Here is a 26,280-nt window from a genome sequence, read left to right as displayed (position 1 = left end):
TTTTGTCGAATTTATGTGTTGAAAACTAATTGGATTGATAATAAGGGGGAGTGGTTTGAGTTAAATAAAACTAGAAAGATAAAATTTAATCATATCAAGATAGTAATTATCCAATCTTATGTTATGTTTGATAAAGAAAAAAGGTTAGATGAGATAAAACTAACTCATCTAACCTTTTTAAGCTATTTATTTCATAGGTTGTAAAGCCTTATATCGATCGACTGCTTTTTCATCTGCAGTTTTTGACATTTTATAATGATAGATTGCATCTTCCCAGTCTCCATACATGGGATTTGGTAATTGGATATACTTTATACCTAGTTCCTTTGCTATTTTATCGACATTCTCTTTTCGAGTTTTCAAATCCGCTTTATAAAAAATATCTGATAAATCGTTTGAATTATCGCCTACTAACATAACAATTTCATGTGTTTTTGCAATCTCTGCTTGTCTCGGTCCTTTTTGAGCTGTATCTGTTTTTAAAAATAAATGTTTTGAATCAACATTCGGTAGACCATGTAAATTTAAATTTTTTATTGTGTCATCCCGTGTTTTTTCAGGACGATTTGTAAGATAAAAAACATCTACATTCATTTTTTTTGCTGCATACAAGAAATCTTTTGCACCTGGAATTAAATCAGCTTTTGCCATATGGATCCATTCATCCCAGCCTTGTGGGTAAGAAGTATTATTTTTAATGGACCAAGCAGTATCAGGGGAATTATCAAGGATTGTTTCATCAATGTCTAAAACAACTGCGGCTGGTTTCGCTTTTTTATTTAATTTATCACTTGCCTTCTTTTTAACCATTGTTTCAGCAAGTTCTTCTTTTGCCTGATTATAAATTTGAATTTGCAAAGCCTTGTTTTCAGCAGAGGATTGAAACCAATTAGTAGACATAACATTATGTTCTTGTGTGCTTCTTGCAAATTCAGCTTTACTAAAACCAATGCCAGCCAATGAACCAAATGCAAATGCAAATAAGATAGAGAGAATAATAACAATTTTTTTCATCATAAGTTCCTTTCATATTTATTAAATGTACTAGCTAAATAAAAATTAGGTAGTAAATATGAAAAATTGCCTTTCAAGGTTGTTATTACCTAAAAACTAGAAAATATTCGCCTAGAATTAGAAATTTCATTTACCGTAATATCAGAAATTTCTGAATCATACAAAGAAAGTGATATGATATAAGGGATATATATTTAGAATAAGGGAGGCTCTCGATGACTATTCATTTAGAAATCGTAACAAGAGAAAATTGGGAAGAAGCTTTAAAACTTGAAGTAGATACAAAACAATTGAATTTTGTTCCTTCGGTTGCTGTATCTATTGCAAAAGTATATATAAAACCAGATGGCGAAAATGTGGAATATATTCCATTTGCAATTTATGACGATCAGAAAATGGTCGGATTCATTATGCATGCTTATGAAGAACATACAACAAATAGTTATTGGATAAATGGGTTTTTAATTGATAAACAGTTTCAGGGTAAAGGTTATGGTAAATTAGCATTTTCCGAAATGATAAAATGGATTGTGAATAAATTTCAGCAATGCAATGAAATTCGCTTAACAGTTCATAAAGATAATAATTTAGCTATGAATTTATATAAGAAATCTGGATTTAAACCGACGGGTGACTACTTTGGAGATGAAGCAGTTTGGTATTACATTGTTAAGAGATAACTGAATTTTATTTATTAATTTTGAATAATATGTGAACAATTTCTTAAATAAAAGGAATTAGTACCAATTTTCATGAAATAGTAGGGTATGTCAAAAAAATAGAGGTTTTTACGCTATGGAGAAATGGGAACGGAGACTCATTGAAACGAAACGAGGTACATTTGAAGTATTTTGTAAAGGTGAAGGAGAGCCTTTATGTGTAACACATAATTACTCTGAGTTTAATGATACTGGAGATTATTTTGCAAATTCATTTACTAAATTATTTAAAGTATTTTTAATAAATTTAAGAGAAACAGGTAATTCCGAAAAAGCGCATTTTCCTTATGAATTAAGTATGTTAGAAACAATTTTTGATTTAGAAGAAATTAGGAAAACGTTAGGTTATTCATCCTGGGATTTTGCTGGACATTCTACTGGTGGCATGCTTGGAATTATTTATGGAATCTATTTTTCTAATTCTTTAAATCATAATATTATTGTTGGGGCTGCTGCAAGAGACTATGCAACATTTTCAACAAACTGTATTTATAATCGGGCTCATCCGCAATTTAAGATTATGCAAAAATTAATTGAAAAACTAAAAAGTAACGAATTGTCTAATGAAGAAAGAGTAGCTCTATCAATTGAGCGGACAAAACTATCTTTACATAAGCCTGAACGATATCATGACTATTTTAATTTACCAATCTCTAAAAAAATGTCAGCAATTCGACTAAATTATTTTAATAGGGAATATCAAATTTACGATGTAACAAAAAAGTTAGCAATCATAAGCTGCCCAACTTTAATCATTTGTGGCAAACATGATGTACAATGTCCAATTGAATATTCAGAAGAAATGGCTCAAGAAATTAAAAATTCAAAATTAGTCATTTTAAATGAAAGTAATCATTATCCATTTTTAGAAGAAAAGGATCTATTTTTAAAGGAAGTTAAACAATTTACTACAAAAACACTTGTCTAAATCCGTATTATGGAGTTGTCAAGTGTGTAAACAATTCGGATATAGGGTATTGAGTACTAAATTATGTAATAAAGTAAATTTATTAAATAAACAATCGAGGAACCTAATCCTGATTCCAAAACGATTCAAATGAATCGTTTTTTTTTTAGAATTATTAAAAAAATCCAAATTCATGGTAAACTCATTTTTAATATAAAATAGTTTTAAATATGCTTAAAATTTTTTACTTTTCATTTAAGGAGAATATAAAATGAATTTGCCAGTTCTATTCGTTATTATTGCGTTTTTCTTATCATTAGTTTGTGGTTCTAATTTTAGTCCATTGTTAATTACAAATGTTTTACTTGCTTTAATCGCAGGGATATTATTTGAACGAAGAGAAGAAAAACAAGTTAAGGAATAAATTACTAAACCGGAGGAGGCCTACCTAATTTAAATTAGGTAGGCTATTATAATGATTATATTGATTGGAAAGATTTTTCATTTTTATTGAATTTGCTAACTTCTTGATCAATCACTTTAATTAATAGGATTGTAACTAATACAAAAACAACGTCTATAAAATAGATTAAAATGTTTAAATAAGTTTCTTGTAGCATAATGCCAAGCATTGCTCCCATCATTCCACCCATAATTCCCGCAGTTATACCTTCAAGTACAGACATTAATGATAACGGTTTACCCGTTAAGTATCCTATAAAAACGCCTACAATCATTGACATAATAGTAGGAATTGTTAAATCTGTATTCCGAAAAAAAATACCAAAGATTGTACCCAAGGTGACACTTGTCATCATTGAATTCGTCATACTGATCATTTTTCCAGCTGTACAAGAAAGTTTTTCTTTTTTTCTATTTGTGATTATGATGACATATGATGAAAGTAGAACAGTTAATACAATACTAGCCCATTCTAAGAACATTAAGTTAAACTCCTCCCTATGTAGGATCTTTAGTTGTTCGAGTTATAACGTTCAATTATATGTTGAAAAAGCTTAATTGTATGTATGAGATAAGAATAATTTTATTTTTACTTGTGCTTTCACATTTTTATTACAAACTTAATTTACCTTTTTAAGTAAAGTAATTGTGAGGATTTTATCCGAAAAGGAGTGATGTTCATGAAGAAATTCTTTTACATATTCATAACTATGTTATGTATTTTACTAGTTTGTTCTGGTTGTGGAAAAAAGGTTGAAGTTAAATCGAACCCTTTTTTAGACCATATTCAATTATCAATTTACGAAAAAAAATTAACAAATACAAACCATACACATGTGTATCAAGTAAATTTAGTAGATTCAAATGGAAAAGAAGTAGATGTAGATTCGATTCATTTTAAAATGGAAATGAAAAGTATGAATCATCACGTTCAAGCGAGTATGAAGAAAATTAATACGGGTTTATATGAAGTGAGCTTGGAACTGCCAATGGAAGGTACTTGGAGTAAACAAATTACTTTAAAAAAGGGTAAAAATGAGCGTAAAGTATCAATAAAATGAATAAAAAAGATAGTAAATTTTGTAAACTAGACGATTTTTACTATCTTTTTTTGAGATATAATTGGTTGTCCATTTAAGCCAGATTGGTTTACCTGCTTAAAATAAATAATTAATCTACAACAATATAACCAATCATTGGTGCTCCGTCATGAGAGTGAGTATCACAAATTAATCGGTATGTACCTTCTTTTTTAAAGAATAAAGGTACTTCAGTCGTTTTACCTTTGACAACTACACCCGTAATATTTGTTCCTTCGATATGGAAACTATGTTCTTTTCCGTTTATTCCATGAATCTTTAATTTTACTTTTTGGTTTTTTTCGATTACGATCGTACCTGGGTCCCATCTATAAGCTTCAATTTCCGTGCCATCATCTAGCTTTGTACTGAATTCGGCTGTAATCATATCGATGTCTATTGTTTTTACGTGCTGCTGCTCTACTGCAGTCTGAACTGAATTTGGGGTTAAGTAATACCAACCACTTAATCCAAACACGATAAGGAGAAAGCAAATTAAAAACCATTTTTTCTTAATAAATATAAAGTGCATAAGACACCTCCAAAATTAATCTCATATTATAAAATATGCATATCCAATTAATAACTTGTCTACTAATTCAATTTTCATAAATTACATCATTATTTCTTTTTTTCATACTGTATAAAAGGGAATAATTACTAATTTTGGATTATTCAAGTCTGGTAATCTACTATATAATGGAAATGTAGTAATTTTTTTGGAGGGGATCTGATGTTTAAAAAAGTACTAGCTAGACTAGGAATTGGAGCAGCTTCAGTAGATACAATTATTCATACTCGAGATTTATATCCAGGAAAAATTGTTGAAGGTGTAGTTGAAATTAAAGGTGGTTCAGTTGCACAAGAAATTAATCATATTGGGCTTAAATTAAAGTCTTATGCTAAAAAGAAAAGTGGAGACGATGAGGTAAACGTTAAAATCCAATTACATGAAGAACGTGTATCCGGAAAAATGAAAATTGAAGCGAATGAACAAAAAATAATTCCCTTTTCGTTCCAATTGCCATTTTACACACCGATTACTATTAGACATGGCCAAGTTTGGATTGAGACTGATTTAGACATCGATTTAAGTATAGACCCTACAGATACTGATTTCTTAATGGTTCATGCACATGAAGAATTAGCAAACTTTGTAGAAGCATTTAAAATTTTGGGTTTCCGTTTACGTCAGGTCGAGGTGGAAGCTCAAAATGGTCGATTCTATCAAGAGTGGGAGTTTGTTCCAAACTCTAAAAGAGAATGGCGATTTGATGAAATAGAATGTATGATCGAACCAAATAAAGATGGACTGTTTATGATGGTAGCAGTAGATAAAGCTGGTTCTTATCGTGGTTTAACAGGTTTACTACAGGAGTCATTCGGATTAGATGAAAAGAAAACATCTCTTAGCTTTAAAAATGAGCAACTTAAAGATGTACAATCAATTGCAAAATCGGTAAAGGCATTTTTACAACAATATAACTAATTAAAAAGTGAGGGACAGTATTTGTCTCTTGTTTTTTTATGTTTACCAAAAAATTTCATTCTTTAGACTGAATTTTAATGAATTTATCATAAAAGCTATCCGTATAAGAATTTATAGAATACAATGGTACTTATTAGAAATTAACATATTTATGTTGTAAAGGAGTTTTTATGAGATCTAACGTAAAAAATATGAAATGGATTTCGGGTGGGTTTGAAGCATTACTCGGGATACCTTTTTTAGGTGGTTCGATCGTTATTGGTTTTGGTTATTCACCATTATTTATAGCTTTAATCCTCCACATTATTACACTCGTGCTAGCCAAAAAGGCTGGTGTTTCTGCTAGTGGAAATATTTTTGGGATCGTTACATCTTTTCTTGCATGGATTCCAATATTAGGTATGATTATGCATATTTTATCAGCCATTTTTATTTTAATTGGTGCTGCGGTCCAACGTTCAAAATAGAAAGTTTTATAGTCAAGATCTAATTAGTAAGTTTGTTACTCAGAACAAGACTAACATCAGGTTAGTCTTTCATTATTTTTAAGAAAGAGTGGTAAATTTGGTCTTTTTCTTAATCAGTGGTTTTTTTATACTTCTTATTTTAGGAATTGTCTTAATTATAAAGGGTTTTTTAGTTAAAGGACTAATAGTGATTAGTGCAAGTATCGTTTTTGGAATTATAATGATTATTTACTATGAGCGGAGAAGACGGAATAGGCGATTCGATTGGTGTGATTGTGGTGATTTTGGTTATATCCCTGATTGTGACATCCCTGATTGTCATCATCACATGCCTGATTGCAAACCGGATTGTGCACCTGATTGTGATTGTAGCCCAGATTGTCCAAACTAATAGGGGGATTAATTTTGAATTTAAATTGGTTTCCATGTCATCGTAAGCAAGAAAGGTCATTTCATATAGGCTCTTATACTTTTCCACTTTGTGCAAGATGTACTGCCATACTTTTGGGGTATTTGTTTCTGCCATTTCTATTTATGTTCTCCTCTTTTATATACTGGTGGTACATACCTATTTTAATGACTCCATTATTAATTGATGGATATACACAGAAATGGAAATGGAGAGAAAGTAATAATCTCTTACGTTTCATAACAGGACTCTTATTTGGAATTGCTCAAACAATCTTGATTGTAAGGGCTGTATTATTTTTGATAAAATTTCTTATGTAACTTCTATATCACGAAAATATGAATTTTTTCCTACCTGATTGGTTAAAGTAACATTTAGATTCTTTACTAAGGAGGATTAAAAAAATGGAAGATACACATGAATTTGTCGAAAAATTACATGAAAAACAAAGAAAAGACCAAAAAAATAGAGAACATCAAGGTAATGGAACACCAAACGAAAAATTGCCTACTAAACAACATGGAACAAACAAATAATGAATGTTTTACTAGCCGTGGCAATTGTCATGGCTAGTTTTTATTTGATAAAAGAAAGGAAGACAACTAAATGTCTTCCCGCTCCTTAATTATCCTTTTTTACCATCTATGTGCCTTAGCGTTGCTTCTTAAAATGATCGTGTTCTGAGACTCCATAGTATGTCCATTGACTTGTGATTTAGCATGTTTAGGTCTAGTCCAATTGTGGTAAAATTTCTGAGAATGAGGATCTAAATGATTTTTTAATGTCATGTTTGATTCACCTCTAAGATAATTTAGGATATCTTTGATATTCAACTGAATATCGTTTTTAGTATTTGAAAATTAGTTGAAAAAGATACTATTTTAAGTCACTAAATTAGATTCATGTTTATTTTATTTGTTAATGAAATGAATAGATTATATCACTCTTACAGATTTTACCAGAATTCAATCGATTAAATTTATTTTGAAAGAATTAAACATTTTATTGAACTCTTAAAGCTAAATTTAAGTTTACGCCGCTTTAGATTAATGAATTTTTTAGTGAGCTTCTGATGGAGTAATTGAAGAACAAATAAAATTCACAGAATTATTAGTTGAAAATAGAATTCCATTTATGCAGATTGTTAAATCTAGAAAGAATGAAATGTTTTTTGAGCGTTTTAATTGAAAATCAATTGCATCGTTTTATATTATGTAAATGGATAGATGGAATACATATCACTAAATTTATTCATATGATAACCGAAAAAATTGGAATTAAAAATTTAAAAAGAGGGAAAGAATTAAAGGCGTTCTTAATTTAAAGACATTGTTAATATACTTTTTTCAAAGGGGAAACCGGGATGGATATTCAAAATGAGGTCTTACAATTTAAAATGGATATAGGTGTTAAAAAACCTGATAGTATTAAAAATAAAGAAGTTAAATGTCCATTTTGTGATCGTGAAAACTTAACGGATATTATCGATACATCAGGATCGATCATTTATTTGAAAAATAAATTCCCAACATTAGAAGAAACTTTTCAAACTGTTATTATTGAAAGTGATGATTGTGAAGGAGATCCTTCGAAATATTCGATAACACATTTGACAAAATTATTAACCTTTGCGATTGAAAAATGGGATGAAATGGAATCGACAGGAGAATACAAATCTGTTATTTTATATAAAAATCATGGCCCATTATCAGGGGGAACATTAAGTCATCCGCATATGCAAATTGTTGGCTTAAAAAGCATTGATTATAACAAAAAGGTAACGGATGTGTATTTCGAAGGGATAACTATTTCGGCTGGTAATGGTTATGAATTAAACATTTCTACTCATCCCATTATGGGATTTAGAGAATTCAATATTCTAATTGATAATCGGAAATTTATCCCACAAATGGCTGTTTACTTACAAACTGTTACACATTATTTACTTAACCATTTTTATAAAGGTCTTAATAGCTATAATTTATTCTTTTATAATTGGAAGGGGAAGATTATTTGTAAAATTATTCCAAGGTTTGTTGTATCTCCTTTATTTATCGGTTATTCAATTTCTCAAGTGTCAAATCAGTTAGAAGTACATAAAGATCAAATACTTAGTGTTTACCAAAAAGAATTAGAGGCAATTTCTTCAATATAAAGAAGATCTTTGTCAATTAATTTTATCACTGATAAATAAGTTGTGTGGTAGGATATTTCCACTACAGGGTTATATTGACCACAACATTAAATGTTACCATAAAGTCCATTTTCATATTGACCATTTTATCTTTCATCACTCTAAAAAAAGAGCTTACATGTTGTAAGCTCTTTTTTATATTGGCTAGAGAGGTTTGAGTAAAACCCCAAGAAATATTAACAATCTATTTAAAAACAATTGGACATAATAAATTGAAAGATGAAAATTATTTTAAAATTTGAAGTGCCTATCATCTAATTCAAAGTTTCTTATTAATATGTTTATTTAATGAATAATTCGTTTTTTAGTTCTCTAATTTGCTCAATATGACGTTTTTCATGAATGCCTATAAAAGGAATCCATTGTTTTAAATTGATTTGTCCAAAAATCGGATGTGGCATGCCTTTATCTTCTAATTTATGATCTTTCGTTAGTTCTACAAATTCATGTAGTGATCTTCTAGATTGGTTCAATTTCTCAGTCATTTCTTTTTTAGTAATGAATTGATCAGTTGGTTCAAAATGAGGTGGAGAAGTAATTTTTTTAGTACGATCAGTTGCTAGGTGAATTGGCTTATCTTGAATCACTTCACTAGGTGCTTCATTAAATTTACGTGTCATCAGCTTTACTAATTTAGATTCCATTAAATATAAATGTTCAAGAACTTGCATAATGGTCCATTTTTCATTATTTACCTTCTTATTTAACTGTTCATCTGTTAAATGGTCAATAACTTCCATAAGTTCCTCACGAATTTGGATATTCTCTTTCATCAAATATTCCCCATTTCTATTTTAATAATTGCAAACCAAAATTCTTTTTTAGACTCTATGAATCTAAAATTTGAGTATTTCATAATTAGATAAATATTATGAGTAATCGTTAGAAATAATATAAAAACAAATTTAAATACTTATTTTTAGTTTAATGTAGCTTGTAAATTTTTACAAATTTGAACGTTTTTGAATACTTTTGAATGTTTTAGGTTGTTATTGAATGTTTTTGAAAGAAAATGATTGATTTTTTATTTTTTGTGTCTTATACTTTGTTTTATGAAAGGATGAATTCTATGTTAACTCCGGAAAGACAACAATTCATTATAGAGATGATAAAAAGAATGGGTATTGTGAAATTAAGGGATATTGTAGAGGCTACAAATACTTCTGAGTCCACAATACGACGTGATTTAGTTGAGCTTGAGTCTCTTAATCTCTTAAAAAGAGTTCATGGTGGAGCAGCTTCGATCAATAGCAAAGCCACTGAATTAAGCATGACTGAAAAAACATCCAAAAACGTTCAAAATAAAAAATTAATCGCTGGGCTTGCAGTAACTCAAATTAATGAAGGTGATTGTATCTATTTAGATGCCGGAAGCACTACATTTGAAATGATTCCTTTATTAAAGGGGTTAAATGTAACAGTCGTAACGAATGGATTAATGCATGTTGAAGCTCTTTTCGAAAATGAAGTGTCCGCATATCTTTTAGGCGGAAAAATGAAAGGGCATACAAAAGCGTTGATTGGTAGTATGGCTTCTGAAAGTCTAAAGAATTATCGGTTTGATAAATGTTTTATTGGGACCAACGGTATCCATCCCCAGTTTGGCTATACTACGCCAGATCCTGAAGAGGCGTTTGTAAAGAAAACAGCAATCTCTATGTCTGAGAAAGTATTTATACTAGCTGATTACAGTAAATTTGGCGAAACAAGTTTTGCGAAGATTGGTGACATTGAAGAAGCAATTATATTAACAGATGAAATAGATGATGTACTAGCCAAACAATTTGAGGAAAAAACATCTTTGATAAAGGTAGTGAAATCATGATTTATACAGTAACACTAAATCCTTCAATTGATTACATCGTTGAAGTAGACGATATAGGATTAGGAAAAATTAATCGAATGAAACGGGAAAATAAATTTCCTGGTGGTAAAGGAATTAATGTTTCTAGGGTTTTGAAAAGATTAGATGTCGAAAGCATTGCACTTGGTTTCGTCGGAGGATTTACAGGAGATTTTATTAAAAATGTCTTGGAAAATGAAAGAGTTACAACTGACTTTGTTCAAGTTGAAGGTGATTCTAGAATTAACATAAAATTAAAATCTCAATTAGAAACGGAAATTAACGGACAAGGCCCTGCAATTTCTGAGGAAAAATTAGATCAATTTTTTTATAAACTAAAACAAATTAAAAAAGGTGATTATGTTGTATTAGCTGGTAATATCCCTAATACATTACCATCTGATTTATATGAACAATTGACATTGTGGGGACAAGAGAATGGGATTCATATCATAGTAGATGCAAGTGGAAAAGTACTTTTAGATGTGGTAAAACATCGACCATTCTTTATCAAGCCAAATCATCATGAATTAGGTGACCTATTTGATGTCAAAATTACTTCAATTGAACAAGCAATCCCTTACGGTAAAAAGTTAGTTGAAATGGGTGCTCAAAATGTAGGAATATCGTTTGCAGGTGATGGAGCGATTCTTATTACTGAGTCTAAAGTTTATGTATCAAATGTTCCAAAGGGAGAAGTAATTAATTCAGTCGGTGCAGGTGATTCACTTGTGGCAGGTTTTGTTGGTACTTATGTAAAAACTAATAATATTGAAACTGCATTTAAAGTAGGTGTAGCATCAGGTAGTGCTACTGCTTTTTCAGAGGATTTAACTAAAAGAGAAAAAATTGAAGAATTACTTAATCAAGTAAAGATTGAAAAAGGCTAGGGGGGGCGAACTATGAGAATCACAGAATTATTAAAAATAGATACAGTTCTCATTGATTTAAATTCATCATCAAAAATGTCAGTAATAGATGAATTAATACAGGTTTTAGATCAGGCAGGGAAATTAAACGATAAACAAGAGTTTAAAGAAGCGATTTTAAAACGTGAAGGTCAAAGTACTACAGGAATTGGAGAAGGTATAGCAATTCCACATGCTAAGACTGCGGCGGTTAAGACTCCTGCAATTGCATTTGGTCGATCAAAAGAAGGGATTGATTACGAATCACTCGATGGTCAACCAGCTCATTTATTTTTTATGATTGCAGCGAGTGAAGGCGCAAATAATGCGCATTTAGAAACATTATCTAGATTATCTTCACTATTAATGGATGAAGCATTTCGTGGCTCATTATTAAGTGCAAAAGATTCAAATGAAATTATTCAATTAATTGATCAAAAAGAAAAATCTTTAAATGAAGAAAAAGAAGAAACAGTTAGTGAAGATTCTACACGACCACTAGTCCTTGCAGTAACTGCATGTCCAACAGGTATTGCTCACACTTATATGGCAGCAGATGCTTTAAAGGCAAAAGCAAAAGAATTAAATATTGATTTAAAAGTTGAGACGAATGGATCAACAGGGATAAAAAATGAATTAACAAAAGACGAGATTAATAGAGCAGCAGCGATTATTGTAGCAGCAGATAAACAAGTTGAAGTAAATCGCTTTGAAGGAAAACATGTCATCCAAGTACCAGTAGCAGATGGAATTCGCAAGTCAAAGGAATTACTTGAAAGAGCTGTTAAACAAGATGCACCAATTTTTCATGCTAATCATAGTGGTGGAGGAAGTTCTTCAACGAATCCAGGCTCTGGTATATACAAGCACTTAATGAATGGTGTAAGTAATATGTTACCTTTTGTAGTTGGCGGAGGGATTCTAATTGCGTTAGCATTTGCTTTTGGTGGAATTCATACAAAAGGTCCAGTTGCTGAATTACTAATGAAAATTGGAGGAACTGGTGCTTTTAGTTATTTAGTTCCTATATTAGCCGGTTTTATTGCAAGTTCGATTGCCGATCGACCTGGATTTGTACCAGGGGTAGTTGGTGGATTTTTAGCTTCAAGTGCTGGCGCGGGATTCTTAGGTGGTTTAATTGCCGGTTTCTTAGCTGGTTATGTTGTACTTGGACTAAAAAAAGTATTTTCTAAGTTACCACAATCATTAGAAGGCATTAAGCCGGTTCTATTATATCCTGTATTTGGATTATTGATTACTGGTATTTTAATGGAATTAGTCGTAAATCCTCCTGTAACCTATTTAAATTCAGCTTTAACTCATTGGTTAAGTAGTTTAAATGGTGGAAACGCTATACTTTTAGGATTAATTCTTGGAGGAATGATGGCAGTAGATATGGGTGGACCTATCAATAAAGCTGCATTCACATTTGGTATTGCTGCAATTGCAGCAAATAATTTTGCACCACATGCTGCTGTAATGGCAGGTGGGATGGTACCTCCATTAGGTATTGCTTTAGCTACTACACTTTTTAAATCGAAGTTTACTGAAATGGAACGTAAATCAGGTATTACAAACTATGTTATGGGGATTTCATTTATAACAGAAGGAGCGATACCATTTGCTGCAGCAGACCCTGTAAGAGTAATTGTAAGTTCTGTTGTAGGTTCGTCAATCGCAGGTGGACTTGCAATGGCATTTGGTATTACATTACCTGCGCCACATGGTGGAGCGTTTGTTATTCCGTTAGTAAATAAACCAGTATTGTATATACTAGCTATATTAATTGGTTCAATCATCACAGCGATTATGCTTGGAATTTGGAAAAAAAGAGTAAATGAATAATTAAGTACAATATAAAGGCGACCTTAAAGTCATTACTTTGACTGATAGGTTCGCCTTTTTTATTCAAATGTTAATAGGTATACAAATACTGGAATTTCAAAGTGAATAATAACATTAAATTAACGCAAAATAAATCTAATTTATTGTATGAGTTTGGAAATTAGGTGAAATGCATAATGCGTTCTAATAAACATAACCAAAATAATCGAGATTCAATGATTGAAATAAGTGGCGATTTGAATCGGAATGTAGAAAATGTAAAGAAATCACTAATAAATACAAGTGATTTAACGATTAGACATTTAATGTTTCAAAATAAAAAGATTGTAGTTGTCTATATTAGTACAATTGTTGGTAGAGAAGCTCTTGAAGTCCAAATCATTCAACAAATTATTAATAATCCAAAGGACACAATTCCAAATACAGTTTCAATTAATGATATTAAAAGTTCGTCTTCTTTTGATGAATGTATTCTCAGTATTGTAAAAGGCTACACGCTCATTTTCACAGAAGCTGAACAAAGCGTATTTATTTTAGAAACTACTTCTTTTCAAAATAGATCAATTCAACAGCCTATTAGTGAACAAACAATTAGGGGCTCCCATGATGGATTAGTGGAATGTATACTGACAAATATTAATCAAATAAGACGAAGAATTAGTAATCCTAATCTTGTTGTTAAAACTTTATCAGTAGGTGTAGAATCTGATACTCGATTAGCAGTGTTATATATTGATACGATTGCAAATGAGGAGTTAGTTAAGGAAGTCCATCGAAGACTTTCTTATATAAATGTTGATTATGTCCATTCACCAGGTAATCTTGAGGAATTTATAGAAGACAACCCATATTCACCTTTTCCACAGGTACTGGCAACTGAAAGATCTGATCGAATAGCGGGTAATTTAATGGAAGGAAGGGTTGCGATTCTTACAGATGGTAGCCCATCAGCACTTGTTTTACCAATTACATTTTTCACTTTTTATCAATCACCTGATGACTACAATAGCCGATGGATGGTCGCGTCATTTGCACGTCTTTTAAGATTGGTTAGTTTTTTAATTGCCATATCATTACCTGCATTATATATCGCATTAGTTTCCTTTCATTTTGAAATTATTCCAATTGACCTAGTTTTTAATGTAAAGAGTTCACTAGAAAACGTCCCTTATCCACCATTAATAGAAGCATTAGGAATGCAAATAACATTAGAATTACTTAGAGAATCTGCGATACGTCTTCCAAGCCCAATCGCTCAGACAATTGGTGTTGTTGGAGGGTTGGTAATTGGAACTGCCGTTGTTCAAGCAAATTTAGTTTCAAATACGATGATTGTTGTTATCTCACTTACGGCAATTGCATCATTTGTTGTACCAGATAATGAAATCGGAACCTCTGTCCGATTACTTGGATTTCCTTTAATGTTTGCAGCATCATTAATAGGATTAATCGGTATTGTTTTTGGACTTAGCATTATCCTAATCCATCTATGTAAACTCGAATCGTTTGGATCACCATATTTCGCGCCATTTGCTCCATTTAGAAAATCAGATTTAAAAGATACTGTTGTTCGCGTTCCACAATGGAAAATGAAAAAACGACCATTTGCACCTTTACCAAAGTCGTTTAAACGTGAAAATAATTCTAGAGGATGGGAAAATGATGAAAAATGAAAAAATGCTCTCAATATCGCAATTTACATTCGTCATCATTCAAGCTCAAATTGGTGTGGGATTACTTTCACTACCATATGTAGTCCATAAACACGCCCAACACGATGGTTGGATTTCAACCTTAGTTGCTGGGGGTGGGGTGTTTTTACTTTTACTAATTATGTGGTTACTTGGTAGTAGATTTCCTAAAGATACGATCTATGAATATACAACGAAAATAGTTGGTAAATATATTGGGATTGTCATTTCGTATCTTTATATCTTATTTTTCTTTATTGTTGCGATTTATGTGGTGATTATCACCATTTCTGTACTTAAAAAATGGATTCTTACATTTACTCCGTCTTTTGTATTGATCATATTTATCGTAGGTACAGGGGTTTATTTAGCAAAAGAAAATATGAAAGTAATCGCACGATTTTTTACTTTCGTTTGTGTTCTAATTTTATTTTTGATTTTCTTTGAATTCTGTTCTTACAATAATGTAAATTATCGCTATTTATTTCCAGTTGGACAGGCGGGGGTTAAAAACATCATTCTTGGAGCACACGATGCACTAATTTCAATGATGGGATTTGAGTTCATTTTAGTATTATTTCCGTATGTAAAAGGAAAGCCAATTAAAATTTTAAAAGCTGGAACAATCTCAATTAGTTTTGTTAGCGTCTTGTATACATTTTTTTTAATTACAAGTTATATGAGTTTTAGCAAAGCGGAAATTGCAATTGTTCCCGAGCCAATTTTATACTTACTAAAATCATTATCATATGAAGTGATTGAAAGGTTAGACCTTGTCTTTCTTTCTATTTGGGTTGTACCAATCTTAACCTCATTTGTAACCTATTTATATTTAACTAGTTTCGGAATCAGCAAACTCTTAAAGTTTAAAAGCCATGGTAAAACAACTATTTTTACAGGACTAGCTATCACGATCATCTGTACTTTTTTACCTCATAGTGAAGAATTTGTAATGAAATTTGGGACAATTCTTTCTTTTACAAGTTATTTTTTTATCTTTGTATTACCATTAATTTTATTAATTGTTTCGCTTATTAGAAAAAAGAAAGAACTAGGTAATTCATATGAAATATAAATTAGTTTTGATCTGTTTAATTTGTATTTTGCCTTTAACTAGTTGTTGGGATCAAAGATTACTAAAGGAGTCTAAGCTAGTTTATAGTGCTGGATTTGATCTAGCAGAGGATAATAATATGCTAGTAACTGCAGTCATTAAAACAAATAGCCAAGGTGGAAGTGATCCTACACAAGTTAAAACAACAAATGTCATTATTACTGCCACTGGAAAAACAACAAGTGATGCAAGAATAAAAGTTACTCGAAAAGTAGCAGGGGATTATGCTACTAATAAAACAAGGGTTTTATTACTAGGAGATGAATTGTCTAAACAGGATATTTATCCTATATTCGATGTTATATATAGAGACCCAAGAAGTTCATTAGGGGCAAAAGTTATTATTACTAAGGGACGAGCAGAAGATATTTTAAAACTAAGCAAAGTGGAGGAAACGCTTATAAGTGAAGAAATTTTGGATTTAGTAACTAACGGAGAAAGCCATACGATGGTTCCGATTGAAAATGTTCAAACAATTTGTACAATTATGTTCGACCCAGGTGAAGATATTTTTTTACCGCTAATTGAAAAAGATGATGATAAATTGATTGATATTTCTGGGGTAGCATTATTTAACAATCAAAAATATACAGGGTATAATCTTTTAGGTGATGAACCTACTATGTTACTTTTATTTAAAGATCAAATGAAGAAGTACGCAAGATTTAATGTAGAAGTTAGTCCGAAAGAAAAAGATATTAGGGAACGGTATATAACGATTCAAGTGAAAAAAAATAAGCCGAAAATGAAAATTAAAGTCTCAAAAGACAATAAAATAACCGTAAATTTAAATCTAAAACTGGACGTTGATACACTTGAGTACGCACATGATGAATTAGATTCCATCAAAGAAATTGATAAGTTAAATAAAAAAATTACAAAGCAATTAACAATAAAAGCTGAAAAAATCATTAAAACAGTTCAAGAATCAAATTGTGATGCATTAGGAATTGGCAGACAGTTAATGTCATTTCATCCAGAAGTGTGGAAAAAACTCGATTGGAACAAAGACTATCCTAAAATAACAATTAAACCAAGAGTTGAAGTGAACATTGTCGGAACAGGTATCTTGAAATAATAAAAACCATCCATTGAGATGGTTTTTTTGATTCGTTAGATTACAAAGTAATAAACACAGAAGAAATGACAAAGTGTTCCTAGCATAATAAAAATATGAAAAATTTCATGGAATCCCCAATTTTTAAAAGATAAAAATTTAGGTTTTACTCCATATATGACGCCACCAACCGTGTAGAAAATTCCACCTAAGATTAGCGCGAACATTCCTTTCATACTAATCGCATCAGATAAAGGTGCAAAAGCAAGTATAATGACCCATCCTAAAGCGATATAAAGGGCTGTTGATAACCATCTTGGACAACTAAACCATATCAACTTGAACAAAACACCACAAAATGCAATGAAAGATACAATCGAAAAGATGATCCATCCCAATGTACCTTTTAGACTAATAATACAAAAAGGAGTATATGTACCTGCAATTAAGACAAAGATCATTGAATGATCCATTCGTCTTAAGAAAGCAATTATTTTATCGCTAGCTTTTGCCATATGATAGGTCGTTGAAGCCAAATAGAGAAGAATCATACTTACACCGAATGCAATAACGGCAGTTGTTTGTAATACACTTCCACCAGAAAAAGTAGACTTTAAAACCATCGCTAGTAACCCAAATAGGGATAAGACAGCACCAACTAAGTGTGTCATGGAATTAATAGGTTCACGCATAAAGTTCCCCATGTATATCTCCTCCAACTATGTTATGTAGTTTTGATAACTACATATAAAGTTATCATCAACTACATTATATAGTCAAGTGTTTAAAGAACAATTTTTTTATGATAAAATTAACCCGTAAATTACATAAGAAGAGGACGAAATATGAAAAAGATTAATGAATTAATTGAACAAATAGATATAGATAAAAAAATCTTATTAGATGATATCCCTAATCTTGATCTATATATGGATCAAGTAATCCAATTATTTGATAATAAATTTGCGAAACCAAATTCTAATGAAAAAGTAATGACAAAAACAATGATTAATAATTACGCTAAAGCTAAATTGCTTTTCCCAATAAAAAATAAGAAATACACAAAAAATCATATCATTTTAATCAGCTTAATTTATCATTTAAAAGGTGCACTTTCGATTAATGATATTAAAGAAACTTTAAATGGGTTAAATCAAAGAATACTTGAAAACAATGAAATTAATATTGATGATATTTATTCAAGTTTTTTACATTTAAATGAACTAAACGTTGAAAAGTTTAAAACTGAACTACAACAATCTAGTGAAAATGTAAACAAAGAAATTGAGCATATTTTAGATGATAATAAAGAATATATTGAACAATTCCTCTTAATTACTTCTTTTGTTAATATGAGTAATTTATATAAAAATGCAGCTGAAAAATTAGTAATGGATATGATTGAAAAGCAGAAATAAAATACAAATTTTGGGCTTTTTCGACAGGTAAGGGGTTGTTTTGTTTAGTAGGTTGCTATAAAGTGGCCCCACCTAATGTTTTGTAAAATGGACCAGGCATTAGGGTATTATTGATGGAACTGACTTTCTTTCCAGTTAAAAGCTTATATATATCAATTTTTATTCATTGCAGAAGGCTTTAGATTACATTAGCTAGCTTTTCATTTGAATTTACTCACGATTGTACGTACATTTTACAGGACAAATACCCTAACCGGTATAGGTAATTAATTGTTTTAATTGCAGTACACTTTTTTTGCACAGATAGACTCCCTAATTGCAGTACTCTAGACATGATTTAGTGATCTAAGCACTTATTTGCATCTCATACTAAAATATTTTTTCAAATTCTTGCTCTTTCATTCTAGTATAAGTCCATTTTTCTTAATTAAGTCTATAATAAAATTTAAATAAGACCATGAAGAGCAAAGGGTGATAAAAATTGCATTTAACTGAAAAATTATATTGGACTTTAATCGAATATAAAGACTGGAAGATTTATATTGCTGCAACAATAAATGGGCTATGTTTCGTAGGCTCACAAAGTGGAACCATTCAAGAGTTACTTTTATTTAAGGATAAATACTTTCCTAGAATTGATATGATAGAAGATGAAACAATATTAGAAGTTTATAAAAAAGAAATTATTGAATTTTTAGAGGGTGAGCGAACTAATTTTAAGAGTAGACTTGATTTTCGAGGTACAGATTTTCAAAATTCAGTTTGGAATGCGCTTTGCTCGATCGGTTATGGAGAAACTAAAACTTATTCAGACATTGCGAGTTATCTAAATAAGCCAAAATCTGTTCGAGCAGTCGGGAGAGCAATTGGTGCAAATCCAATATTGATCATTATTCCTTGTCATCGTGTAATAGGGAAAGATGGATCATTAACTGGTTATCGTGGTGGTTTAGAAATGAAGAAAAGCCTTTTAAAAATTGAAACAAGAAACTTAACATTTAGAAATTAATTAGGAGGGGTTTGGATGAAAAGTGAACTATTTTATAAAAATCCAAAAACCATTCTAAATAAAGGTACAGGTTTTCTTTCAGGATATACTCACTCTTTAAATCCTTATACTGGTTGCTCATTTGCATGTTCATATTGCTATGTTAGACAAATGCCAGTCTCACTATTTCGAAAAAAAGAATGGGGTAGTTGGGTTGATATTAAACAGAGTGCCCCTATTATTCTAGAGAAAGAATTGAAAAAGGCAAAAAGTAAAGATAAAGTAACCATTTTTATGTCCTCTAGCACTGATCCCTATCAACCGATTGAATTTAAAGAAAGATTGACTAGAAGTCTATTAGAAGTCATGCTGCAAAATCAGCCGGATTTTTTATTCGTTCAAACTCGGAGTCCGCTTGTAAAAAGAGATATAGATCTCTTAAAGCTATTTAAGGAAAAAGTACGAGTAAGTATGACGATAGAAACTGACTCGGATGAAATAAGAAAGTCTTTTTCACCATCTGCTCCTACTATTAATGCACGACTTAAAACAATCGAAGAACTTGTTAAAGCTGGAATTCCAACACAAGCTACAATCGCTCCTATTTTGCCTAGTAGCGAGGATTTTCCCAAAAAGTTATCGGAAATTGTCCATAGGATTTGTATCGATGATTTTTTCATGGGTGACGGAAGCGGAGGGAAACGAACAGGTCGTCTTGGTATTGAAAAAAAATATACTGAGCTTAATCTAGAAAATTGGTATGGTCCAGATGCTTATCAAATCGTTTATTATCGGTTTAAAAAATATTTTTCAGAGAATCAGCTTTTTATTAGTCAAAAAGGTTTCGAACCATAAACCACAAATTATAAAAATCATTCCATAAAAAACGATAGAAAATTGTGGTATTTTTATAGTAGAACGTTTAGTGTGATTGGAGAGATAGAATATGGCAGAAGTAAAAATAATGAAAAGTAGTTCGGATATTTTGAAAACGTTTCAAACAGTAAGTCAATTACGTCCACATTTAAGAGAAGACGAATATGTTAACACGATTAACAGATTAATTAACACAAATAATTATCAGCTTGTTGCCGTGATCGAAAATGATGAAGTTACAGTCGTTGCTGGTTATCGTTTGACAGAATCATTAGCATGGGGGAAATATTTTTATGTTGATGACTTAATTACAAGTGAAAATCATCGTAAAAAGGGCTATGCCCAACTTCTGTGGAACTGGTTAATGAATGAAGCAAAACAAAATAATTGTGAACAATTCCATTTAGATTCAGGCGTACAACGTTACGATGCTCATAGATTTTATCTAAAAAATAGTTTAAATATTACATGTCATCATTTTCAATTAAATTTTTGATTTATCATTGTGATGCAATTCATGAGGCTGTGAAAACAGTCTCTTTTTTGATTCTAAATTAAAAAAACTTTACAAATATGCTTACGGACAAATTCTTTTATTAATTATTAGATTTGATTTTAGAAAATAGATTAAAGGAATGATATACTATTTTCAAATAGATACAGGAGGCTTTTAGTAAATGAAAGAAAAGAATTCAAAACGGCTTGCCAATATTTCACTAATAGTGGCAACTTGTGGTTTCGCTGCAACTATGCCGTTTCAATCTAAATTATTTCAAATCCTTTCTGGTGGGTTTGAGGCAGCTTTAGTAGGTGGTCTTGCCGATTGGTTTGCAGTAACTGCAATGTTTCGTCATCCACTTGGTTTACCGATTCCACATACAGCTTTATTGCCTAAAAATAGAAAGAAGATTACTGAAGGGATTTTAAATACACTTAATAATCAATGGCTTAGTAAGGAAAGTTTAATTGAAAAGGTAGAAGAACGTGATTGGATTAATCAAGGTATAAATGCTTTTGAAAAGATGCTAGAAAATGATGAATCTAGAAATAAAATGGTTCATTCAATCAAGCAGTTTGGTGCATCTATTCAGGATGATACAATTAGAAAGTTTTTACTAAATACATTCAAACCGACAATAGAATCGATATCATCTCAGAACTTATTAAGTAAGGCTGTCGATACGGTTATTGAAAAAGAATGGGATGCAAAGACATATGAATTTTTAATTAATAAAATCGAAGAAACGGTTAGCTTACCACATATAAAGGAATTAATCGGTAAAGAAGTTATACAGTTTATCGAGCGAAAGTTTTTTATGATTAAAGCTTTTCTACCAATGATTGGAGAAGAGAAAATAACAGAATTTATACATAGTGGATTAATTGATTTACTTTCGGAATTAAAACATCCGAATAGTGACAGAAGGAATTTCATTTTATCGTTTATTCGATTGGAAGCTGAAAAAAATAAATCGAATGAAAATATTATTCGTCAATTGGATGAATGGAAAAATAAAGGCTATGAATATCTTGTAGATCAAGCAATTAAACTGTTCAGAAATAAAATGAATGATGAAGTATTTATTTTAAATGCGATTGAAAAAATGATCAGAAACATTAAAAATTCGAATTGGATTGATAGTATTGAGCAAAGTTTTAAGAAACTATTAAATAATACAATTGAAAAATATCATCACAAAATTAGTGATTTAGTAAGATACAATATTGAAAAATTATCTACTGAAGAAATAACTGATTTATTGGAGAATAAAATTGGTAAGGATATTACTTGGATTCGTGTAAATGGAGCTGTTTGTGGATTTATTATTGGTTTAGTTTTGACGAGCTTAAGATTGATTTTCACATAATATTCAAATAATAAAACGTTCCTTTTAAAGCCTTAATTAAACTGAAAAGTTAATTAAGGCTTTTTCTCATTATGAAAGTAGAAATTGGCAGCAGAGAAGAAAAACGAAGCAGTTACCAATTTGTGGAATTATGTATAAGTGCAGCTACCTCTGTCTTTGCCTAAACTCTACAATTAACGAGTATTCTTTAAATGAAATTAAAAAATCCAATAAATAGAAACATAAGCATTTTAATGGAAATAAAAAATATTTTCATGTAATATAGGTTTGGGTAAAAAATATTTTCCGAATGAATAATTGGAATGAATTATTTGAACTAACATTAGTAGCTCTAAATAAAAATTAAAGATCGTTTGAAAATATATTTTTTATTATCAACTAGTTAAAAGTTCGACTAAGAGGAGGTTTAGTTAATGGATTCTATGTCATTTGTATTGTTCGGAGCCACAGGCGATTTAGCAAAACGAAAAATTTTTCCTGCATTATATAATCTATTTATAGATCAAAAGATGCCTGAGTCTTTTTCAATCATTGGAATTGGTAGGAAAGATTTTTCAAATGACGAATTTCAGAATCAAGTAATGCAATCACTGATTACTTTTTCAAGACGTTCTTTAGAAGATCAAAAAATGGTCCAAGAATTTCTAGATTCAGTTCGTTATCAACAGCTAGATATTACGAATAAAGAAGGATTCGTTGATTTATTAAATTTAGTCAAAGAAAGAGAACTGGAATTACAGATACCTGATAACAGATTATTTTATTTATCTGTAGCACCAGAATTTTTTGAAGTAATTGCATCAAATATTAAGGAAAGTGGACTAGGTACGACAAAAGGTTGGAAGCGACTAATCATTGAAAAACCTTTTGGACGTGATTTGAAAACTGCTAGAGATTTAAATGAAAAATTAAGTAAGTCATTTAAAGAAGATGAGATCTACCGAATTGATCATTACTTAGGCAAACCAATGGTTCAAAACTTAGAAGCTTTAGAGTTTGCTAATCCTGTTTTACAAGCTTTATGGAACAATCAATATATCGCAAATGTTCAAATTACGGCAAGTGAAACAGTCGGTGTTGAAGAACGAGCGGGTTATTATGATAAATCTGGAGCAATTCGTGATATGTTCCAAAATCATATGTTACAAATGTTAATGATGTCTGCTATGCATTTAACTAACCAAAATACAGCAAATGACGTTAGAGCTGAAAAGAAAAAGGTTCTTGAATCTCTTCGACCTCTATCAAAAGAGGAAGTAGTTTCCCATGTAGTGCGAGGTCAATATGGTTCTGGTGAACAAAATGGTAAGAAAGTAGTTGCATATAGACAAGAACCAGGAATTGATTTTTCATCACAAAATGATACGTATGTAGCAGCAAGAGTATTAATAGAAAACGATTTTTGGAAGGGAATCCCATTCTATATCCGTACAGGTAAAAGAATGAAAGAAAAATCTACTCGAATCGTATTTGAATTTAAAAGCCCGATTCAAAACCTTGCCAAAAAGAACAGAACGAATAACGGACCAAATTTATTGGTTATTGAAATTAATCCAAATGAAAGAGTTTCTTTCTATTTAAATAGCAAAAGCGTAGAGGGCAAAATTGAACCTGTACAAGCTGAGTATTTTGCGAATAAAGAAGATCGTCCAGAAGCGTATGAGTTATTAGTTTACGATGCGTTACGAGGCGATTCGAAATTTTTTGCTCATTGGAATGAAGTAGAATTATCATGGCAATGGGTTCAACCAATTTTAGAAGCATTTGAAGAAAATTTAGTACCACTTCATACTTATAAATCCGGTTCATTTGGTCCAGAAGCTGCTGATGAATTATTAGCAGAAGATGGTTTCAAATGGTGGTTAGATACAGATTTTGTACAAGAAAATGAAAACAACAAAACAGATCTAAAAAGGAGTATTTAAATTATGAGCTCGATTTCTACATTATCAATTAATACAATCCGTACACTTTCAATTGATGCGATTAACCAAGCTAATTCTGGTCATCCTGGATTACCAATGGGTGCTGCGCCAATGGCATATGCATTATGGGCAGACCATTTAAAGCATAATCCAAAAAGTTCAAAATGGTTTGACCGTGACCGCTTTGTATTATCAGCTGGTCATGGTTCAAGTATGTTATATAGTTTACTACATCTTGCAGGTTACGATGTTTCATTACAAGATCTTAAAGATTTCCGTAAACTAAATAGTAAAACTCCAGGACATCCTGAATTTGGACACACTGATGGTGTTGAAGCTACAACGGGCCCATTAGGACAAGGGATCGCTACTGCAGTTGGTATGGCAATGGCTGAAGCTCATTTAGCAGGGAAATTTAACAAAGAAGACCTTTCTATTATTGATCATTTCACTTATGCATTAGTTGGTGATGGCGATTTAATGGAAGGTGTTGCATACGAAGCGATGTCACTTGCTGGCCATATGAAACTTGGAAAGTTAGTTGTATTATACGATTCAAACGATATTTCATTAGATGGTACATTAAATCTTTCTTATTCAGAAGATATGAAAAAGAGAGCTGAATCATTTAACTGGCAATATTTAAGAGTAGAAGATGGAAACGATCATGTAGAAATTTCTAAAGCGATCGAACAAGCTAAACAAAACAAAGACCAACCGACAATAATTGAAGTTAGAACAATTATTGGATACGGAAGTCCAAAAGTGGCTGGTACAAATAAAGCCCATGGTAATCCATTAGGTCTTGAAGAAGCGAAAGAAACGAAAAAAGCATATGCTTGGAACTACGAAGAAGATTTCTTCGTACCAGAAGAAGTAAAATCACATTTCAAAGAAATACAAGAAAAAGGCAGTGAAAAAGAGGCTGAGTGGAAGCATTTATTTAATGCATACCGTGAAGCTTACCCAGAATTAGCAGCTCAGCTTGAAAAAGCAATTAAAGGTGAAGTTTTAATCGAAACAGAAGATTTATTAACTTTTGACGAGAATAAAACAATCTCTACACGTGTTGCAAGTGGAGAAGCAATTAATCACTACATTAAAACAGTTCCTGAAATTTTTGGTGGAAGCGCAGATTTATCTCATTCAACAATGACAGATATTAAAGATGAAAGTAAATTTGCGGTAGAATCGTTTGCTGGACGTAATATTTATTTTGGCGTACGTGAGCATGCGATGGGTGCTGCTGCAAATGGTATGGCATTACATGGTGGAGTTAAGCCTTTTGTAAGTACATTCTTCGTATTTAACGATTATTTACGTCCATCAATTCGTTTAGCAGCATTACAAAAATTACCAGTAACATATGTATTCACTCATGACTCAATTGCAGTTGGTGAAGATGGCCCAACACATGAGCCAGTTGAACATTTAGCTGCTTTGCGTGCAATCCCTGGTTTAACAGTTATTCGTCCATCAGACGCAAATGAAACAGCTAATGCTTGGGCATATGCATTAAAAAATACAAATGGACCAATCGCTTTAGTATTAAGTCGTCAAAATTTACCTGTCTTTGAAGAAACAGCATCTAGATTAGATAATCTTTCAAAAGGTGGATATGTACTAACAGAAACAAACAACCAACCAGACTTGATTTTAATCGCTACAGGTTCAGAAGTATCACTTGCAGTGAATAGTAAAAATGAGTTAGAAAAAGAAAACTTATCTGTTCGTGTAGTTGCATTGCCAAGTTGGGAATTGTTCGATCAACAATCAGATGAATACAAAGAGTCTGTTTTACCATCACATGTTTTAAACCGTGTTTCAATTGAAATGGGGATATCTCTTGGATGGGAACGCTATGTTGGATTCAAAGGTAAAAAAATCTCAATAGAGACTTTTGGAGCATCTGGTACAGGTAATGAAGTAATGGAATTATTTGGTTTTAGCACTGAGAATGTAGTAAACGTAAGTAAAACTGTATTAAATTCTTGATTAAATAATATT

Annotated in this window: 29 protein-coding genes; 23 read left to right on the top strand and 6 right to left on the bottom strand. The window is 31.1% G+C overall.

The features are described from left to right. Window positions 1–186 precede the first annotated feature (186 nt). Complete coding sequence (locus RAH41_RS10590; protein ID WP_331222401.1) at window positions 187–1,017, bottom strand: 5'-nucleotidase, lipoprotein e(P4) family; 831 nt, start codon at window positions 1,015–1,017, stop codon at window positions 187–189. A 212-nt stretch (window positions 1,018–1,229) separates the two neighbouring features. On the opposite strand from RAH41_RS10590, the gene RAH41_RS10585 reads away from it, so the two are divergent. The 3 genes from RAH41_RS10585 to RAH41_RS10575 all read left to right on the top strand — a co-directional run bounded on the left by RAH41_RS10585 (window position 1,230) and on the right by RAH41_RS10575 (window position 3,064). After that, window positions 1,230–1,694, top strand: coding sequence for a GNAT family N-acetyltransferase (locus RAH41_RS10585; RefSeq protein WP_331222399.1), 465 nt, complete (start codon window positions 1,230–1,232; stop codon window positions 1,692–1,694). Window positions 1,695–1,809: 115 nt separating this feature from the next. After that, window positions 1,810–2,661 carry an alpha/beta hydrolase gene (locus RAH41_RS10580; RefSeq protein WP_331222397.1) on the top strand — a complete coding sequence of 284 codons (852 nt, stop codon included), beginning with the start codon at window positions 1,810–1,812 and terminating at the stop codon, window positions 2,659–2,661. A 250-nt stretch (window positions 2,662–2,911) separates the two neighbouring features. Further along, complete coding sequence (locus RAH41_RS10575) at window positions 2,912–3,064, top strand: hypothetical protein (protein WP_331222395.1); 153 nt, start codon at window positions 2,912–2,914, stop codon at window positions 3,062–3,064. Window positions 3,065–3,119: 55 nt separating this feature from the next. On the opposite strand, the gene RAH41_RS10570 is transcribed toward RAH41_RS10575, so the two are convergent. Continuing rightward, window positions 3,120–3,584, bottom strand: a complete 465-nt coding sequence (locus RAH41_RS10570; RefSeq protein ID WP_331222394.1) for a hypothetical protein — start codon at window positions 3,582–3,584, stop codon at window positions 3,120–3,122. Between the two features lie 198 nt (window positions 3,585–3,782). Here RAH41_RS10570 and RAH41_RS10565 point away from each other — a divergent pair, with 198 nt between their 5' ends. Continuing rightward, window positions 3,783–4,163, top strand: a complete 381-nt coding sequence (locus RAH41_RS10565; RefSeq protein WP_331222393.1) for a FixH family protein — start codon at window positions 3,783–3,785, stop codon at window positions 4,161–4,163. Between the two features lie 109 nt (window positions 4,164–4,272). On the opposite strand, the gene RAH41_RS10560 is transcribed toward RAH41_RS10565, so the two are convergent. Further along, window positions 4,273–4,713: a cupredoxin domain-containing protein gene (locus tag RAH41_RS10560; RefSeq protein WP_331222392.1), complete on the bottom strand. Its 441-nt coding sequence runs from the start codon at window positions 4,711–4,713 to the stop codon at window positions 4,273–4,275. Window positions 4,714–4,914: 201 nt separating this feature from the next. Here RAH41_RS10560 and RAH41_RS10555 point away from each other — a divergent pair, with 201 nt between their 5' ends. The 5 genes from RAH41_RS10555 (at window position 4,915) to RAH41_RS10535 (ending at window position 7,082) form a co-directional block, all read left to right on the top strand. Continuing rightward, window positions 4,915–5,670: a sporulation protein gene (locus RAH41_RS10555; RefSeq protein ID WP_331222390.1), complete on the top strand. Its 756-nt coding sequence runs from the start codon at window positions 4,915–4,917 to the stop codon at window positions 5,668–5,670. 170 nt (window positions 5,671–5,840) lie between these two features. Next, a complete protein-coding gene (locus RAH41_RS10550; protein WP_331222388.1) occupies window positions 5,841–6,137 on the top strand; it encodes a hypothetical protein in 297 nt (98 codons plus the stop codon). Window positions 6,138–6,324: 187 nt separating this feature from the next. Beyond that, a complete protein-coding gene (locus RAH41_RS10545; RefSeq protein WP_331222387.1) occupies window positions 6,325–6,528 on the top strand; it encodes a hypothetical protein in 204 nt (67 codons plus the stop codon). Between the two features lie 14 nt (window positions 6,529–6,542). Then, window positions 6,543–6,866, top strand: a complete 324-nt coding sequence (locus tag RAH41_RS10540; RefSeq protein WP_331222385.1) for a DUF2085 domain-containing protein — start codon at window positions 6,543–6,545, stop codon at window positions 6,864–6,866. A gap of 84 nt (window positions 6,867–6,950) precedes the next feature. Further along, the gene (locus RAH41_RS10535) at window positions 6,951–7,082 is read left to right on the top strand and encodes a DUF4023 domain-containing protein (RefSeq protein ID WP_331222384.1); all 132 of its coding nucleotides are present in this window, start codon (window positions 6,951–6,953) and stop codon (window positions 7,080–7,082) included. A gap of 99 nt (window positions 7,083–7,181) precedes the next feature. Here the strand turns inward: RAH41_RS10535 and RAH41_RS10530 are convergent, their stop codons facing one another. Continuing rightward, on the bottom strand, window positions 7,182–7,334 hold the full coding sequence (locus RAH41_RS10530; RefSeq protein ID WP_069032114.1) for a YpzG family protein: 153 nt from the start codon (window positions 7,332–7,334) through the stop codon (window positions 7,182–7,184). Between the two features lie 575 nt (window positions 7,335–7,909). Between RAH41_RS10530 and RAH41_RS10525 the strand changes: the two genes are divergently transcribed. Further along, entirely contained in the window at window positions 7,910–8,701 is a 792-nt protein-coding gene (locus tag RAH41_RS10525; protein WP_331222382.1) for a DUF4931 domain-containing protein, read from the top strand. Between the two features lie 320 nt (window positions 8,702–9,021). On the opposite strand, the gene RAH41_RS10520 is transcribed toward RAH41_RS10525, so the two are convergent. Further along, window positions 9,022–9,513: a DinB family protein gene (locus tag RAH41_RS10520; RefSeq protein ID WP_331222380.1), complete on the bottom strand. Its 492-nt coding sequence runs from the start codon at window positions 9,511–9,513 to the stop codon at window positions 9,022–9,024. 296 nt (window positions 9,514–9,809) lie between these two features. On the opposite strand from RAH41_RS10520, the gene RAH41_RS10515 reads away from it, so the two are divergent. The 6 genes from RAH41_RS10515 to RAH41_RS10490 all read left to right on the top strand — a co-directional run bounded on the left by RAH41_RS10515 (window position 9,810) and on the right by RAH41_RS10490 (window position 17,219). Further along, window positions 9,810–10,565 (top strand): DeoR/GlpR family DNA-binding transcription regulator, encoded by a 756-nt coding sequence (locus tag RAH41_RS10515; protein ID WP_331222379.1) that lies wholly within the window; start codon window positions 9,810–9,812, stop codon window positions 10,563–10,565. Then, entirely contained in the window at window positions 10,562–11,473 is a 912-nt protein-coding gene (gene pfkB, locus RAH41_RS10510) for a 1-phosphofructokinase (protein ID WP_331222378.1), read from the top strand. The genes RAH41_RS10515 and pfkB overlap by 4 nt, the downstream gene beginning before the upstream one ends. Window positions 11,474–11,485: 12 nt before the next feature. Continuing rightward, the gene (locus tag RAH41_RS10505; RefSeq protein WP_331222376.1) at window positions 11,486–13,336 is read left to right on the top strand and encodes a fructose-specific PTS transporter subunit EIIC; all 1,851 of its coding nucleotides are present in this window, start codon (window positions 11,486–11,488) and stop codon (window positions 13,334–13,336) included. 176 nt (window positions 13,337–13,512) lie between these two features. Then, entirely contained in the window at window positions 13,513–15,009 is a 1,497-nt protein-coding gene (locus RAH41_RS10500) for a spore germination protein (protein ID WP_331222374.1), read from the top strand. Next, window positions 14,996–16,102, top strand: coding sequence for an endospore germination permease (locus RAH41_RS10495; protein WP_331222373.1), 1,107 nt, complete (start codon window positions 14,996–14,998; stop codon window positions 16,100–16,102). Before RAH41_RS10500 ends, RAH41_RS10495 begins: the two co-directional genes overlap by 14 nt. Next, entirely contained in the window at window positions 16,092–17,219 is a 1,128-nt protein-coding gene (locus tag RAH41_RS10490; protein WP_331222371.1) for a Ger(x)C family spore germination protein, read from the top strand. Before RAH41_RS10495 ends, RAH41_RS10490 begins: the two co-directional genes overlap by 11 nt. A gap of 35 nt (window positions 17,220–17,254) precedes the next feature. On the opposite strand, the gene trhA is transcribed toward RAH41_RS10490, so the two are convergent. Next, entirely contained in the window at window positions 17,255–17,902 is a 648-nt protein-coding gene (gene trhA, locus RAH41_RS10485) for a PAQR family membrane homeostasis protein TrhA (protein WP_331222370.1), read from the bottom strand. 141 nt (window positions 17,903–18,043) lie between these two features. Here trhA and RAH41_RS10480 point away from each other — a divergent pair, with 141 nt between their 5' ends. The 7 genes from RAH41_RS10480 (at window position 18,044) to tkt (ending at window position 26,268) form a co-directional block, all read left to right on the top strand. Then, entirely contained in the window at window positions 18,044–18,616 is a 573-nt protein-coding gene (locus RAH41_RS10480) for a DUF1836 domain-containing protein (protein ID WP_331222369.1), read from the top strand. Window positions 18,617–19,097: 481 nt separating this feature from the next. Next, window positions 19,098–19,625 carry a methylated-DNA--[protein]-cysteine S-methyltransferase gene (locus RAH41_RS10475; protein ID WP_331222368.1) on the top strand — a complete coding sequence of 176 codons (528 nt, stop codon included), beginning with the start codon at window positions 19,098–19,100 and terminating at the stop codon, window positions 19,623–19,625. A 15-nt stretch (window positions 19,626–19,640) separates the two neighbouring features. Further along, window positions 19,641–20,459 (top strand): SPL family radical SAM protein, encoded by an 819-nt coding sequence (locus RAH41_RS10470; protein ID WP_331222366.1) that lies wholly within the window; start codon window positions 19,641–19,643, stop codon window positions 20,457–20,459. 91 nt (window positions 20,460–20,550) lie between these two features. Continuing rightward, complete coding sequence (locus RAH41_RS10465) at window positions 20,551–20,976, top strand: GNAT family N-acetyltransferase (protein ID WP_331222365.1); 426 nt, start codon at window positions 20,551–20,553, stop codon at window positions 20,974–20,976. Between the two features lie 181 nt (window positions 20,977–21,157). Next, entirely contained in the window at window positions 21,158–22,348 is a 1,191-nt protein-coding gene (locus RAH41_RS10460; RefSeq protein ID WP_331222363.1) for a DUF445 domain-containing protein, read from the top strand. Window positions 22,349–22,761: 413 nt separating this feature from the next. Beyond that, a complete protein-coding gene (zwf, locus tag RAH41_RS10455) occupies window positions 22,762–24,273 on the top strand; it encodes a glucose-6-phosphate dehydrogenase (RefSeq protein ID WP_331222362.1) in 1,512 nt (503 codons plus the stop codon). Window positions 24,274–24,276: 3 nt separating this feature from the next. Beyond that, entirely contained in the window at window positions 24,277–26,268 is a 1,992-nt protein-coding gene (tkt, locus tag RAH41_RS10450; RefSeq protein ID WP_419471588.1) for a transketolase, read from the top strand. Window positions 26,269–26,280 lie beyond the last annotated feature (12 nt).

This window comes from Gottfriedia acidiceleris, from assembly GCF_036421055.1.
GTDB classification, from domain to species: domain Bacteria; phylum Bacillota; class Bacilli; order Bacillales; family Bacillaceae_G; genus Gottfriedia; species Gottfriedia acidiceleris_C.
This window is presented reverse-complemented; position numbering and strand designations above follow the sequence as displayed.